The organism is Pseudarthrobacter sp. BRE9, from assembly GCF_031844305.1.
In the GTDB taxonomy this organism is placed as follows: Bacteria; Actinomycetota; Actinomycetes; order Actinomycetales; family Micrococcaceae; genus Arthrobacter.
The window spans coordinates 488,443-502,461 of record NZ_JAUZUY010000002.1; the positions used below are offsets into that span (position 1 = coordinate 488,443).

14 protein-coding genes are annotated in these 14,019 nt (G+C 65.1%); 5 read left to right on the forward strand and 9 right to left on the reverse strand.

The genetic code is table 11. The features are described 5' to 3' along the window. Positions 1-86 precede the first annotated feature (86 nt). Positions 87-3,578, reverse strand: a complete 3,492-nt coding sequence (locus Q9R31_RS07120) for a DNA polymerase III subunit alpha (protein ID WP_311262029.1) — start codon at positions 3,576-3,578, stop codon at positions 87-89. A 28-nt stretch (positions 3,579-3,606) separates the two neighbouring features. After that, complete coding sequence (locus Q9R31_RS07125; protein WP_311262030.1) at positions 3,607-3,957, reverse strand: hypothetical protein; 351 nt, start codon at positions 3,955-3,957, stop codon at positions 3,607-3,609. A 130-nt stretch (positions 3,958-4,087) separates the two neighbouring features. Between Q9R31_RS07125 and Q9R31_RS07130 the strand changes: the two genes are divergently transcribed. Beyond that, a complete protein-coding gene (locus tag Q9R31_RS07130; RefSeq protein ID WP_311262031.1) occupies positions 4,088-4,477 on the forward strand; it encodes a hypothetical protein in 390 nt (129 codons plus the stop codon). Between the two features lie 24 nt (positions 4,478-4,501). On the opposite strand, the gene Q9R31_RS07135 is transcribed toward Q9R31_RS07130, so the two are convergent. Next, positions 4,502-4,825 carry a chorismate mutase gene (locus Q9R31_RS07135; protein ID WP_082566821.1) on the reverse strand — a complete coding sequence of 108 codons (324 nt, stop codon included), beginning with the start codon at positions 4,823-4,825 and terminating at the stop codon, positions 4,502-4,504. Between the two features lie 16 nt (positions 4,826-4,841). Here Q9R31_RS07135 and Q9R31_RS07140 point away from each other — a divergent pair, with 16 nt between their 5' ends. Continuing rightward, positions 4,842-5,264, forward strand: a complete 423-nt coding sequence (locus Q9R31_RS07140) for a VOC family protein (protein ID WP_311262032.1) — start codon at positions 4,842-4,844, stop codon at positions 5,262-5,264. Positions 5,265-5,290: 26 nt separating this feature from the next. On the opposite strand, the gene Q9R31_RS07145 is transcribed toward Q9R31_RS07140, so the two are convergent. Then, a complete protein-coding gene (locus tag Q9R31_RS07145) occupies positions 5,291-6,052 on the reverse strand; it encodes an SOS response-associated peptidase (RefSeq protein WP_311262033.1) in 762 nt (253 codons plus the stop codon). A 132-nt stretch (positions 6,053-6,184) separates the two neighbouring features. Between Q9R31_RS07145 and Q9R31_RS07150 the strand changes: the two genes are divergently transcribed. Beyond that, positions 6,185-6,442: a mycoredoxin gene (locus Q9R31_RS07150; protein WP_043454512.1), complete on the forward strand. Its 258-nt coding sequence runs from the start codon at positions 6,185-6,187 to the stop codon at positions 6,440-6,442. A gap of 41 nt (positions 6,443-6,483) precedes the next feature. Here Q9R31_RS07150 and Q9R31_RS07155 read toward each other — a convergent pair whose 3' ends face one another. The 3 genes from Q9R31_RS07155 to Q9R31_RS07165 form a co-directional block, all read right to left on the reverse strand. Further along, on the reverse strand, positions 6,484-7,233 hold the full coding sequence (locus tag Q9R31_RS07155) for a lipoyl protein ligase domain-containing protein (protein WP_311262034.1): 750 nt from the start codon (positions 7,231-7,233) through the stop codon (positions 6,484-6,486). A gap of 68 nt (positions 7,234-7,301) precedes the next feature. After that, complete coding sequence (locus Q9R31_RS07160; protein WP_311262035.1) at positions 7,302-9,014, reverse strand: AarF/UbiB family protein; 1,713 nt, start codon at positions 9,012-9,014, stop codon at positions 7,302-7,304. Between the two features lie 5 nt (positions 9,015-9,019). Continuing rightward, entirely contained in the window at positions 9,020-9,562 is a 543-nt protein-coding gene (locus tag Q9R31_RS07165; protein WP_311262036.1) for a PadR family transcriptional regulator, read from the reverse strand. A gap of 176 nt (positions 9,563-9,738) precedes the next feature. On the opposite strand from Q9R31_RS07165, the gene Q9R31_RS07170 reads away from it, so the two are divergent. Beyond that, a complete protein-coding gene (locus Q9R31_RS07170) occupies positions 9,739-10,302 on the forward strand; it encodes a dihydrofolate reductase family protein (protein WP_311262037.1) in 564 nt (187 codons plus the stop codon). A gap of 75 nt (positions 10,303-10,377) precedes the next feature. On the opposite strand, the gene Q9R31_RS07175 is transcribed toward Q9R31_RS07170, so the two are convergent. Then, positions 10,378-11,181, reverse strand: a complete 804-nt coding sequence (locus Q9R31_RS07175) for a thioesterase family protein (RefSeq protein WP_311262038.1) — start codon at positions 11,179-11,181, stop codon at positions 10,378-10,380. A gap of 157 nt (positions 11,182-11,338) precedes the next feature. Between Q9R31_RS07175 and Q9R31_RS07180 the strand changes: the two genes are divergently transcribed. Beyond that, positions 11,339-12,016, forward strand: a complete 678-nt coding sequence (locus Q9R31_RS07180; RefSeq protein ID WP_056336513.1) for an endonuclease/exonuclease/phosphatase family protein — start codon at positions 11,339-11,341, stop codon at positions 12,014-12,016. Here Q9R31_RS07180 and Q9R31_RS07185 read toward each other — a convergent pair. Further along, positions 12,013-13,908 carry a glycosyltransferase gene (locus tag Q9R31_RS07185; protein ID WP_311262039.1) on the reverse strand — a complete coding sequence of 632 codons (1,896 nt, stop codon included), beginning with the start codon at positions 13,906-13,908 and terminating at the stop codon, positions 12,013-12,015. The two genes, Q9R31_RS07180 and Q9R31_RS07185, sit on opposite strands and share 4 nt — an antisense overlap. Positions 13,909-14,019: the final 111 nt, after the last annotated feature.

Below are 14,019 nucleotides of genomic sequence, written 5' to 3' on the forward strand. Positions count from 1 at the left end.
TAGCTTGTGGCATACGGGGACCACAGCCAGCCACCGTCAATGCTATCGGTTCCGGTATGGGCCGACCAACGCGGCACACAGCACCGTCACCCGTTAAATCCGGTGATGGCCAGCGTCCTGCTGATGCCGTCCAGGGGATGCGGGCCGTCCTGGGCAGCAGCCGTTGTTGCTTCCGGGAAGGGCAAAGTCTCTGTCCGGCTCAAGTCCCATGCCATGCTCGCACTCAGGCTGATCCCCCGGGGGCCGGTCCGTCGGGTGGTGCCGCGGATCAACAACAGGCGGGTACCGAACAGCAGCGGCCCCGCGCTTTCCTGCGCTTCGTGGAAGAAGACCGAATCCACGCAGCCGGTGCCGTCGTCGATGCTGATGAACACCACCCTCCTGCCGCCGCGCATTGGCGGAGTCTGGGTGGCCACCCGCACTCCTGCCACCAGCACTTCAGTCCCGTTGCGCAGGCTGAGGAGTTTATCCGCGGTGGTGACACCCAGCCTTTCCAGCAGGGGCCGGTGGCTGTCCATCAGGTGGGTGCTGACATCAACGGCCATGAGGTCGAGTTCTGCCCGGACGGTTTCCACCAGCGTGGGGGCGGGAAGCCCGGGTTTGATATTGCGCAGTTCAATATCGCCCAGGGGAAGTGACAGTTGCCCTTCCAGCACTTCCACGCCCTTGCGTGCACCACTGGCTGACTGGAGCTGCTGCAGGTGGTGCACCAGGTCCGCCCGGTTTGCTGCTCCCCCGGCTTCCCGGTGCAGGGCATCAAAGGCTCCCAGCTGTGCGAGCCGCCTGATGCTTGGCTTGCTGAGGCGCGAGCGCGCACGCAGGTCTGCCAGGGAGTCATACGGCTGGCCGGCCACGATCCGCTTCAACTCTGCAGCGGATAGCCCGTAGATCCCGTTCAGGCTGAGCCGGATCCCCAGACTGCCGGCGTTCCTGCCGGCTTCGATCCGCTCCACCTGGTATTCGGCTTTGCTCCGGTTGATGTCCAGGGGAAGGATGGGTATGCCCAGTCGGCGGGCTTCTGCCACCAGCAGCCGTTTGGGATACATCCCGGGATCGTGTTCCCACAAGCCGGCAAGGAAGGCTTCAGGGTGGTGTGTTTTGAGCCATGCGGACTGGTAAGTAGGGACGGCGAAGGCTGCCCCGTGGGCTTTACAGAAGCCGAAACTGGCAAAGGACTTCAAGGTTCCCCACACCTTGTCCACCACCTCCGGGGTGTATCCCCTGGCCCTGGCGTTCCGCCGGAAGTACTCTTCAACCTGCGCTTCACCAGTCTCGTTGCTCAATGCCCTGCGGAACTCGTCGGCCTTGGCCAGCCCGCAGCCGGTCATGATGTCGAGGGTCTTCAGGATCTGTTCGTGGAACACCGTGACCCCATGGGTTTCCTGCAGCACGGGTTTGAGGTCCGGGTGGGGATAGACCTCAGGAGCGAACCCGTGCCGGTGTTCCAGGAAGGGCCGCACCATGTCGGATTTCATGGGTCCGGGACGGAACAGTGAAATGTCGATGATGAGGTCGTTGAACTCCCGGGGTGCCATCTTTCCAATCAGTTCCCGCTGCCCCGGGGATTCAATCTGGAAGCAGCCAAGGGTGTGCGTGCTTCTGATCAGTTCGTAGGTGGCTTCGTCGTCGAGGGGGACGGCGTTGAGGTCGATCCGGCCGTCCCCGGCAATGTAGTCAGGCCCTGTTCCATCAGGTCCTGCCGGGTGTCCGCCTGCTGCCACCACTTCCTTTTTGCTGGTGTGGATGCGGATGATCTCCCGGACTGCGAAGGCCATGGCGCTTTGCATGCGCACACCCAGGACGTCGAGTTTGAGCATGCCCATGGGGTCCATGTCGTGCTTATCGAACTGGCTCATGGGCAGCCCGAGGCCGCTGGGCTGGACCGGGGTGCGGTCCAGCAGGGTGGCATCGCCCAGGATCACTCCGCACGGGTGCATGGAGATGTGGCGGGGCAGCCGGTCCAGGCGTTCGGTCAGGTCCACCAGCAGGTCAAGCTGCTGGTTCCCGTCAGTGTCGCGCTGCTCCACCCGGCCGGCGAACTCCCGGAGTTCTGGTTTTTCCTGCAGGGCTTCACGGAACTTCCGGGCGGAAAAGCGCCACAACTGTTTGGCGATCTCCCCTACCTCGCCGTCGTCCATGCCCAGAGCCAGCCCGGCGTCGCGGACCGCCCCACGCGCCCGGTACCCGTTTTGCATGCTCATCAGGGTGACCCGTTCAGAGCCAAAACGGTCAAAAATCCTGCGGTACACGTTGTGGCGTTCGGCGCTCTCAACATCGATGTCGATGTCCGGCAGGGTGGCGCGGTCGTTGGAGAGGAAACGTTCGAAAATCAGGTCATGCTCGAGGGGATTCACATGGCTGACCTCGATCAGGTAGTTGACCAGGCTTGAGGCACCGGATCCCCTGGCGGCCGCCCTGACTCCCATGTCCTGGATCATCCGGGAAACTTCAGCAACCGTCAGGAAGTAGGAGGAGAAACCGAGGTTGTGGATGATGTTCAGCTCATGCTCAAGCCGGGACAGCATCTCCTGTTCAGGCCTGCCGGTGATTCCTGGGAACCGCCTGCCGATCCCTGCATGGCAGCGCTGGATCAATTCGGCCTGGGGGTCCTGGCTGATGCCAATGACTGAGGCCTCAGGAACCACGGGCTGCTTCCACCCCATATCGGTGGCGGGGTCGATCCGGCACAGATCGGCGAGCGCCTCTGTTTGCGCCATCAGCTGCTTGAGGTCTGCTGCCCCATAACCGGCAGCGGAAATGATTTCCTTTCCCAGCCCCAGCATCTGTTCCGGGGTTTTCAGCCATCCCTGCCCGGTGGGCTGCAGGAGCGGCTCGCCTGCCAGTTCCGGAAGGGACTTCAGGGTCCGGGCAGAATCCAGGACATCGGCGGTTGGTGCGCCGTCGGCTGCGCAGTACCTGACGGCGTTGGTGAGGATTGCGGGTACATGGTGTTCCTCTGCGAGCCTGAGCATGCGGACTGCATGTGCGGTGCTGAACGGAGTCCCAGGAGCGCTGAGCTGGGAGACGATTTCCGCCACTACCGTTCCTGCGGGCATGGCGTCCAGCCACTGTTTGAAGAGGGTGCGGGGCCGCAGGTAACGCCGTCCGCCCATGGCACGTCCGACGTCCGAATCCGGTCCGATCAGGACGGTCAGCACTGGTTTAAGGGTTTGCGGGTCAAGGGTGCGGGAGGCGAGTTCGGCGCGGGTAACGGCGGCCGGCACGGCTCCCCCGGCTTTGCCTGAGGTCCTGGCGTGGGCATCGGACACCAGCCGGCACAGCGCACGGTACCCGGCACCATGGTTGTTGCCGCGGGCCAGCACCACCACCCTGCCGGCTACCTGCGTGCGGTGATCGCCGTCGTCGTCAAATACTGCAAGGTCTACCCCAACGATGGGGTCGATGCCCGCCGCCATGCATGCCTTGAGGTGCTTGATGGTCCCGTACAGGCCGTCGCGGTCGGTGCAGGCCAAGGCTGTTGCGCCGTCGGCTGCGGCCGCCATTGCCAGCTCTTCAGGCCAGGAAACGCCGTAGTGGGCGCTGAATGCCGTTGAAACGTGGAGGTGGGTGAAGCTCATGCTGTTCGGGGTTCAGGCTGTTCTGTAGTCATGCTGTTTTAGGGCGAAGGGCGTCATGGATCCGCAGCAGCCGCCACCGGCCGCTGCGGATATGGCGGGTCAGGTCAAGGGTGAGCGGCTCCTCACCGGCAGCTTCTCCATGCCCTACGGGGTGGGACGCCACGCGGGCAGGCAGTACCTGGACCCGCCAGATTTCGTGGTCCACTACACCTGGCCCGCTTCCCAGTGGCGCCCTGGTGTCTTCCGCCCACCATTGCCGGCGTTCATACCAGCGGACGGGTTCAGCGCAGACGGTGTACGACTTTCCAGCCCAGGTCAGGGATACCGGTTGCCCTGCAGCGGAACACACAACGTCAACGGACTCGCTGAACATGCCCATGCGCGCCTCCCGGACGGTACTTCCTGACAGGGATTCGAATATGTATTCGAATAAATCCAGTCTACGCCGGGCGGTCGGCAAAACATAGGCGGGGGTGGACGGAGCGTGCGGCAGGTAGCAGGATGATGGCATGAGTACCGATGACGCACTCCTGAAGCAGGCAAGCATCAAGACCCAGGACTCCACCCTCGTTGCACGGTTCGACATCGACGGCGCTATCCCGGATTCCGGCGCTTTCGTGGTGGGCCTGATGGGAGCCTCGCCGGACTATTCACTGCAACGGCGGCTGTGTATTGAGTTCATGAACGGGGAGGCAATCGCCTGCTACTCGTTCAACCGGGACCAGGGAATCGAGGAAGACTACGACCTGTCCAGAGTGTCGCACTCGGAAAACAGCATTACCGGAAGCTTTCCCCTCACTGCCTTGAACGGTCTGGGGCAGGGGCATGTCCTGTCAGCCTTCAGCGAGGCGGACGGACGGGAGTTCCAGCACGGGGTGCCGGTGGAGGAAACCCTCTAGGGCTCCTCCTCCAACTGTAAAACGTCAGCTGTTTTTGTTGTGGATCCGCAGTTCAAGTTCAATGAACGCGGAGATCATCGCACGGTAGGTCGATTCCACGATGTCCGGATCGATGTCCTTCTTTTCCGCGGCGGAACGGACGTGCTCAATGATCCGCTCCACGCGGCCAGGGGCACGCACCTCGGCGTCATCACCCTTGAGCGTCCCTGCGATCCTGATCAGCCGTTCCCGGCGGGCGATGAGGGTGACGATCTGTTCATCCACCTCGTCAACGGCAACCCGAACGGCAGCCAGCTGTTCCTTGTCGGCACGGGCGTCCCTATCGTTTCCTTGAATTGTCGCCATCATCTGACAGTATCGAAGCATGGAGCCCAGAGTCGACTTTATCTCCCTCGGAGTCCGCAATGTTCCGGAATCACGCGCCTTCTACGCTGACGGCCTCGGCTGGCCCGTCCATCGGGAGGTTGCCGGGGAAGTGCTGTTCATCCAGGTGAACCACGGCCTGGTGCTTTCTCTCTGGGACGTGCGCCAGATGCAGGCCGAAGCAGGCACCAGCCCGCCGGCGGCCATCCCCTCCATCACCCTGAGCCACAACGTCGGAAGCCCTGCGGAGGTGGACAGGGTCATGGCGGAGGCCGCGGCGGCAGGCGCGGCCATCATTGCCGAACCGGTCACCAAGCCATGGGGCGGCTACACGGGTTATTTCGCCGACCCCGACGGGTTCCGCTGGGAAGTGGCGTACAACCCCACCTGGGGAGTGGACGACGCCGGCAGGGTCACCGTCTGACACAGCCGCACCATTGGCGGGGGCTGCTAGAACAGGGCTTCCACCGGGCGGATCAGCTCGGGGCCGTTGTTGCGGACATTGCCCACTTCCTTGCCCACGGAATCCACCTGCCAGTCGGCGGCGGCATTCTTGACGCCGGACCGCACCAGGTCCACGAGCCCGGCGGCGTCATCCGCCTCCGGGTCCAGCCATGCTTCCATGGTGTCCCTGTCCATGGGCAGGGGGACGCGGTCGTGCAGCTCCGTCAGCTTTCCGAAGATGGTGGACTCGGAGCCCGGCGGAGGCGTGTCTGCCGTGAGGATGGACGTTGAGAGCAGCCAGCGGCCCGGATCCCCTTCGGGAACGGAAGGGTCCTTCCACCACTCGTAGAGGCCTGCGAAGACCAGCCCGCGGTCCTGGCCCGGGTGCACATAGTACGGCTGCTTCGACTTTCCCGGACCCTGCTTCCACTCGTAGTAGCCGTCGGCCGGGACGGCGCAGCGCCGGGACTGGACGGCCTTCCGGAACGCCGGCTTCTCGAGGACCGATTCGCTCCGGGCGTTGATCATGCGGGAGCCGATTCCGGGGTCCTTGGCCCAGGACGGGACCAGGCCCCAGCGTGCCACGTGCAGCTGGCGCACCTGCCGGGGCGCGGCGGTGTCATCAACCAGGCGCTCCAGCACGATGGGGACGGCATCAGTCGGTGCCACATTCCACGACGGCGGGATGTCCACCTCGTTCTCCAGCTCGGCATCGAATTCAGCCAGGAGGTCCCCCACGGCACGTGCCATTACGTAGCGTCCACACATGGCACCAGCTTGCCACCGCCCGCCACATACTGTCATCCGGCGCCGGTCATGGCCTTTGACACCGGGGAATACCGGCAGCCACGCTACGGTTGATGGTAAGGAAACCTTTCAAGCGACGTATAGGAGATCCCTGTGGACTTCACTCCCGAATCCGGCACCATCACCATGTTCTCCACCACCTGGTGCGGCTACTGCAACCGGCTGAAGAAGCAGCTGGATGCGCAGGGCATCGGGTACACCGAAATCAACATTGAAGAGGTGGACGGCACTGCCGAACTCGTTGAGCAGCTGAACGGCGGCAACCGCACGGTTCCCACGGTGCTCTTCCCGGACGGTTCCGCAGCAACCAACCCGTCGGCCGCCGAGGTCAAGAGCCGCCTGGCTGCCTGACCAGGCCACTGGATGCGGCATCGCCGCAACTCGACCGCGGGTCATGCCCCCAGGCTGCTGAAGGAAGCAGTTTCCAGGGCGGCATGGCCCGCATACGTTTCCAGGAGGGCCTGCTCCACGGCTGCCACGTCCAGGCCGGGCACGAGGTCATTGGCGGCGCCGGCGGTGGCAGGATCCCAGTCCAGGCCGAGCGCAGCATAGCTGTCGGTGAGGACCCTGCGGATCGGGTCGGAATGCTCCACCACAATGACGGAGCTGAAGAGCCAGCCGCCCGAGACCACCCGCTGGGCGGTACCCACGAGTTTCACCCGCCGGGACTTGTCCGCCGGATCCGTTCCATGCACGCTGAATTCACCGGGACAGTACTCCCCCGGGATTTCTCCCACCGCCGCCTGCACCCCGACGCTGCGCAGGGCCTGCGCAAAGAGCTCACCAAAGTAGCCGAACCGGCTTTTTGAGCCGGCGACGGCGTCCGCGTCCGGTTCGATATGGTCCACCACCAGGGTGCCCTGATGGTATGCGGCCGCACGTCCCCCTGCCCGCCGGACCAAAGGTTCAAAACCGTTGTCCCGGCAGGCCTGGGCGGCCGCGTCAAAGCCGGGCAGGCGGGTGTCCCGCTGCCCGAACGCAACGGTGGGAGCGGGGCGGTAGAGCCGCAGTGTGGGGCCGATGCCGCCGCCCCTGGCCCTGGCCAGCAGCTCCAGGCCGAATTCGAGGTCGCGGCCCGCCCCAAGGGACACGTCCTGCCGCACCACGGTGAGCGTGCGGAGTCCAGTACCGGTGTGGTGCATTGTTGCGAAGCTCCTGGGTTGGGGGCGTACGGGCCATCCTTAGGTTACGCCCGACGGCGGCAGCGGCCTTAACGCCCCCGGCGCCCCGCCCACAGGGCGTGCAGGAGGGGAAGGGATGACGCGGCCATCAGCACGTTGCCGAACACGAGGTCGTCGGTGCGGACGATGGCGCCGGCCACCAGCAGGGCGCCGAATACCACGGCGGAACCTGCGCGCCTACCTGCCCGTTCCAGCCGTGCTGCCTGCCGTTCCAGCCGCGGAACGGTCACCTGCAGCGATCCCTCCTCAAGCCGGCCGGCCAGGGCGTCCAGCCTGCCGGGCAGGCGGAGGGCAATACCGGCGGCGTCCACCGCCTGCCGCGCCACGTCCTGCACCACATTGCCGCGCTCGTTGCGCAGCAACTGCGCCGCATAGGGTTCCACCGAGTCCCAGAGGTTGAAGCGTTCATCCAGTGCGCTGCACACCCCGGACGTCAGGGACATGGCGCGGATGATCAGCAGGAAATTCTCCGGCAGCTGAAACGGCAGGGAGCGGACCACATCACCGAATTCCACTGCGAAATCGCGAAACTCCCGCGGGTCAACTTCGCGGAGCTCGGCAAAGCCCATGCCGCCGAAGCGGGCAAAAAGCTGGGTCATGGCGCGCTCCAGGCTTACGCTGTCCGCTGAGGGCATCAGGACGCCCACGTCGTTGATCGCCACCACCAGTCCCTCGCCGTCGCGGGCGGCTGCTGCAATCAGGAGCTTCCGCAGGCCGCTGCGCGTGGAGGCAGTCACCTCGCCCATCATGCCGAAGTCGATGAACGTCAGTTTCCAGGGAAGTTCCCCTGCGCCCGCACGGATGGGGGTGACGAAAATGTTCCCCGGGTGCGGGTCGGCATGGAAGAAGCCGTTGGTGAACAGCTGGTCGAACATGACGGATGCAAACACCGGGGCAACCGCGGCGGGATCGATGCCGGCGGCCTGGAGCGCGCGGGCATCGGTGATCTTGATGGCTGTGACATCCTCGAGCGTCAGCACGCGCCGGGTTGTCCGCTCCCAGACAACTTCCGGTACCGCCACCCGGTCATCACCGGCAAAATCGGCCGCGAAGCGCTCGGCGTTGACTGCCTCGTGCAGGTAGTCAATCTCCTGCAGGCTGATTTGCGCGAATTCCTCCAGCAGGGCGGGCATGTCGGCGCGCCGGGAGACGAGCCGGACGTGGCTGAGCCAGCCGGCCACCTTCCGCAACGCGGCCAGGTCGACGTCGACAATGGCACCGATGCCCGGACGCTGCACCTTCAGGACCACGGCGTCCAGGCCCGTGTCCCCGGCGTCCAGGCGGTCCAGGCGTGCGCGGTGGGCCTGGCCCAGTGAGGCGGCCGCAATGGGAGACTCGTCCACCGAGGCGAACACCCGGCGCAGGGGCGCACCCAGTTCCTGTGCCGCCAGGGCGGCGATTCCCGGGAAGGCTACCGGCGGCACTTCATCCTGCAGCCCTTCGAGCTCTTTGGTGATCTCGGGAGGGAGGACGTCGAGCCGGGAGGACAGGAACTGGCCCACCTTGATCATCAGGCCGCCGAGTTCCACGGCCAGGTCATGGAACCGCCGGGCAAAGCGCTGCATCCGCCGGGAACGCGTCCGGGCAGCGACCCCACCAAGACCTACCCGCGGCAGGAACAGCTCGAACCACCACGTGGCGGCAAGATTCGCAGCGGCGAAACGCAGAATCCGCCGGTAGCGTCCGCGGTGCTCCCGAACCGCGGACGATGGGTCAGCCCTGGCGTGGACGATGGATGACACCCCGTTCAGTCCTGGGCGAGGATGGCATAGAGCCGGCGGCGGGCCTCGTCCAGGACCGCCACTGCCTGCTTCACCTGTTCCGGTGAACCGGTCCGGCCTACCTGCGCAGCAGCCTGGGCCAGTTCGATCCCGGCCTTGGGCAGCGAAACAATTCCGCCGCCACCCACGGTGGCTGCGGGATCCCATGGCGCGGGCCCCTGCTGGGCCGCCACCTCCTGGCGGCCCGCTTCAGTCAAAGAATGGATTTTCCGCCCGTTGGATTCCTCGGCGCTGATGGATCCTTCATCGGCCAACAGCTGCAGCGTCGGATAGACGGAACCCGCGCTCGGCTTCCAGCTGCCGCCGCTGCGCTCCTCGATCTCCCGGATGATCTGGTAGCCATGCATCGGCCGTTCCGCAAGGAGGGCCAGCACCGCTGCCCGCACCTCGCCTTTCCCGGCACGGGTTCCAGTCCGCTTTTCGAACCGCGAGCGCAGCTCGTCGACGGCCTGCCACATGCCGTCCAGGTTGTTCCCGCCGAATCCCCCCGCAGGGTGTGAAGCACGCATGATGAACTCCTTTGTCGATCGCGAACGATATACAACGATACTCAGCGATATAGGCCACGCACCATAGGCGGCGGCGACGGGACAGGCCGGGGGCTGCCATTTCCAGAAGTGACTGCAGAAGGAAGAAGACCGTGCTGGTCTGTACAACGAATGCCGGCTCACGGGAGACTGACGCCATGCGTACCCTGGCCTTCGGCATGAACGTGAGCCTGGACGGCTACATCGCCGCTCCCGGCGACGACCTCGGCTGGAGCGTACCGAGCGACGAGCTGTTCCAATGGTGGTCCGACCGGGTGGGGGCGACGGACCTGGCGCTGTACGGCCGGAAACTGTGGGAGACGATGAGCCCCCACTGGCCGACGGCCGACCAGCAGCCCGGCGCCACACCCGCCCAGATCGAGTACGCCCGCCGCTGGCGGGACATGCCCAAAGTGGTGTTCTCCTCAACGATCCGCACAGTCGACTGGAACACCCGCCTGGTCACCGGCGACGCGGTCACCGAGATCACCCGGCTCAAGGCCGACGACGGCGGCCCCATGGACATCGGCGGTGCCACACTCGCAGCGGCGGCCATGCGGGCCGGGCTGATCGACGAGTACTTGATCGTTACCCATCCGGTCCTGGTGGGCGGCGGGACGCCGTTCTTCACGGCCCTGGACCACTGGGTGAACCTGAGCCTGGTGGAGACCCGGACGTTTCCCGCCGGTGTGGTCCTGACCAGGTACGGGACCAGGCTCTGACTGCCCGGGCCGGACCAGCGGCCAAGTCAGGATCTGCGCAGCTTCAGGATCTGCGCAGCTTCAGGATCTGCAGTGTCAGGACCTGCGCAGGGTCAGGATCTGCTCAGCCCGGCCGAACGGGCCCTGCCGGTCGTGCAGCACCGTGGACGTGAGGCCGATCCCGTCGCGGCCGAACGACACCGCGTTGTCCAGTCCCAGCCACTCCCCCTCCGGCCTTCGGTACATGTGGATCTGCAGGTCCAGGTTGGGGAACGCGTAGCTTTCCTTGCCTGGCGGCACGCGGGCGGCGATGCCGTTGGCGGTGTCCACGAGCCCCATGAGCCGCGCGAAGTCCCCGCTGTCCGCCCGGTCGGTCAGGGGGTGGTCGGTGCGGAGCCACACTTTTCCTGCCCCGGGCCGGTGCCCTTCGGCAACCCTCATTTCCAGGGACCGGATGTAGCCGCCGGGCCAGACGGCGGAGCCGTCATACGGCTTGCATTCGTCAGGGCCGGGTATCGCCGCGTCCTCGACGGCGGCCACCTCCGTGGTGTCACTGGTCTGCATGCGCCACCCGGTGGCACGGATCGCGGTCCGGTCCCCGGCCACCAGCTCGGCCTGCACCAGCTCGATGGTCCTGCCGGGCCGGAGCGTGGTGGTGTCGATGCGGAACTCACCGCCAGGGATCAGTCCAAGGATTTCGAAGCTGAGCCGGGCCATCCGCATGTCCTCCCGCGGCTGGTGCCGTTCCAGGACATCTGCCATGAGCCCCGAGGCGGGAGCCATGTGCTGTTCGTGGGCGTTCCAGGCGCCCTGGGCGTGGATGGTGGACCGGAACCGGCCGCCGCCGAGTTCCTGGTAGTAGTAGTTGCCCCGTGCGAGCTCGGGCAGGTCTGCGGTCAAGGCTGGCCCCTTACGGAAATTCAGTGAATTGGCACTAACTCTATCCCCCTGCCCGCGGAGGACGCGCTGCGGCCGGCAACGAAATGTTGGAGGGCGCGGGGGGCAATCGGACTAGACTCAGGAACTGGTCCTGTCAGCAACCCTCAAAAGAGGTTCCATGCGCGTTATCAGCTACAACCTCCGCAAGCACAAGGCCAGCGGCGAGCTTCTCGCCCTGGCACGGAACCATGACATCGATGCGCTGTGCCTCCAGGAAGTGGATTCCAGCGACCTTCCGGAGACCCTTGGGCCCCTGCATTTGGCCGATGTCACCAAGGGCAACCGGCTGGGGCTGGCCATCTATTACCGCACCAGCCGGTTCACGGCACTGGATACGCAATCCTTTGCCTTGAAGAAATCGATGCACGACCGGGTCCTGGCCCCGGCCCATGAGCGGCTCATCGGAACCCGGGTCATGGACAACGAAACCCAGCATGAACTGGTGATCGGATCGTTCCACGCTGCCCCGCTGACCGCATCGAACTCGCTGCGCAGGAAGCAGATCCATGCAGCGCACGCCGAACTGCTGAGCATGGGCAAGGGCCTGATGACGCTGATGGTGGGCGACTTCAACTACCCGTTCTTCACCAAGAACCTGGATATGCACATGAAGAACTCGGGGTACGCCCTCTCGCTGAGCAACAGGCGCACGTACACCCGGTACAAGGTGTTCAAGGGCCATTTCGACTTTGCCACGTCCCTGGGCCTGGACATCGCAAGCGTGGAAACGCTGCCGCGCGGAAACTCGGACCACCTCCCCATCCTGGTGACCGCTGAGTACGGCGAAGGCTACTAGCCCGAAGGCAGCCGGTAGATGCGGGCGTCGGTGTTGCTGAATACCAGCTCGACGCCCGCTTGGGCCTTTAGCCAGTCTTCCAGTTCCGTGGAGTTGCGTTCGGTGCTCTGGCCTTGGAGCTCAAGACTTGCCTCTGTTGATCGCATGAGCAGCACGAAGGCACCGGCGGGGTTGTGCCGGCCGTAGTTGTAGAAGACCGGCCCGCAGGTCGCTGCCGACAAGTCCCGTCGGCACAACTCGTCCATGGTCCGGTAGCGGTGTTCCAGGTAGGCGTCGCTTCGCCACGGTGTGGGGTGGGCAGCGGAAATGATTGCCGCCCCGTGGGGTGCCAGACGCTCGACTTCGGCGACGGCGGCCGTTTCACTGTCGGTGAATATGTCGAATTTTGTGTTCCCGAACTTGCTGGTTTCGATCAGCAGGGACAGCAGCAGGAACGTGGGCACGAGGCCCACCACGGCCAGGAACGGAAGGCGCGTGCTGCTGTCCTTTGTCAGCAGGAGCGAGGACGCCTGCAGGGCAACGAAGGGCAGCGCGAACAATGAGACGCGGATGAGCATTTCTCCGCCGTAAGACTGCATTGGGAAGAGCAACAGCGGGCTGACTGCAAGGAGGATCACACGGATGTCGAGGCGCTTCCTGCGCCAGTCGCGCACCGCCCCTGCCGCGGCCAGGGCCCACAGCACGAGGGTCAGGATCATTCGGACCTTCACCACCAGCGAGTGGCCAGGGGTCCCAGTCACGCGGTCAACGACATTGGCCGCAAGCGCACCCTGGAATCCTGCGTCCTCGAGGGGCGGGTGTCCAATGAGATATGCACTTGCCGGGTAAACAAGCCAGAGCGCAAGCACCACCGCGGTGATCAGGGGCAGCCGGCTGGCCCAGACACGCCCGCTCAGGCTGAGAACAGTCATGGCAATGAGCATCATGAACGGCGTCAGTTGATGGCTTGCGCAGATGACTGTGACAAGCAGGAGGGCAACCACGAACGCGCTCACCCGAAGCCGTGGCCGCTGCTCCAAGGGCGACCGTCCCCGCCACCAAGCCACGAGATCGGCGCGCCGGAAGCCGCGGAAGGTACCGGGGTGCGCAGCCAACGGGCCGACGAGCAGGGCGATCACAACGAGGTACAGGAAGAACGCGAAGGCCTGGGGAGACAGATAGTCCTGGTCCTGCCAGTTACCGAGGCAGAAAAGCCAGAGCACAAGCCAGCGCCGCCGCGGATCAGCCGTAAAGGATCGCGTCAGCACCCCGAGAGCGGCGAGCCACAACCCTACGTTAAGCACCGGAGCCCACAGTGCTATGCTCACCGGTTCGAGGCCGGTTGCCTTGATTACCGTGGCCAGGAGGGCAAAAAAGCCCGGCCAGTTGAAGTACGCGTCAATGTCCGGATCTACCACCTGTGTGCTCGACATTGCATCGGCGATTCCCAGGTGCCGGAACGCTACTTCGCCCCGGGGTATGTCGGTGACAAACGCTGCGGTCCCAAACAGCTCCACCACGAGCACCGCGAGGAGCCACAGCATGACTGCGCGGCTCGTCCGGCCCCCGGCGTCCCCCCGGAGCGCCACGACGAAGGTGATATTAAGAAGCACGAGCCCTATCCAGTACGGGTAGGGCAGTACGGCGACGAGGCCGAGATCGCTGTTGACCGGGACGGCCACGGTGGAGGCCGCCCCTGCGGCGAGCACCAGCGATACGGCGCCTGCCAATGCAAACCCCACCTCGCGGGGCCTCACGCGTCCCTTGTTGCGGCGGCTGGGGGCATCGACCACGCCGACGATGGTCCCGCCTGCTTGCGGCGCGGCCGGAACATCCCGGCCATCCTGAGGCCGGCTGCCCCGGAGCCGGGCAAAGGGACTACCGGCGGCGGAGCGCGGCATCTTGGTCCTCACGCTGCCCGTGTACCAGGACGCCTGGTCTTGTAGTGGCACCCGGTGACAGGAGGGGAATAGACAACTGGCTCACCAACCTTGCTTCGTTGCACGGATTATGTTCAGCCACAG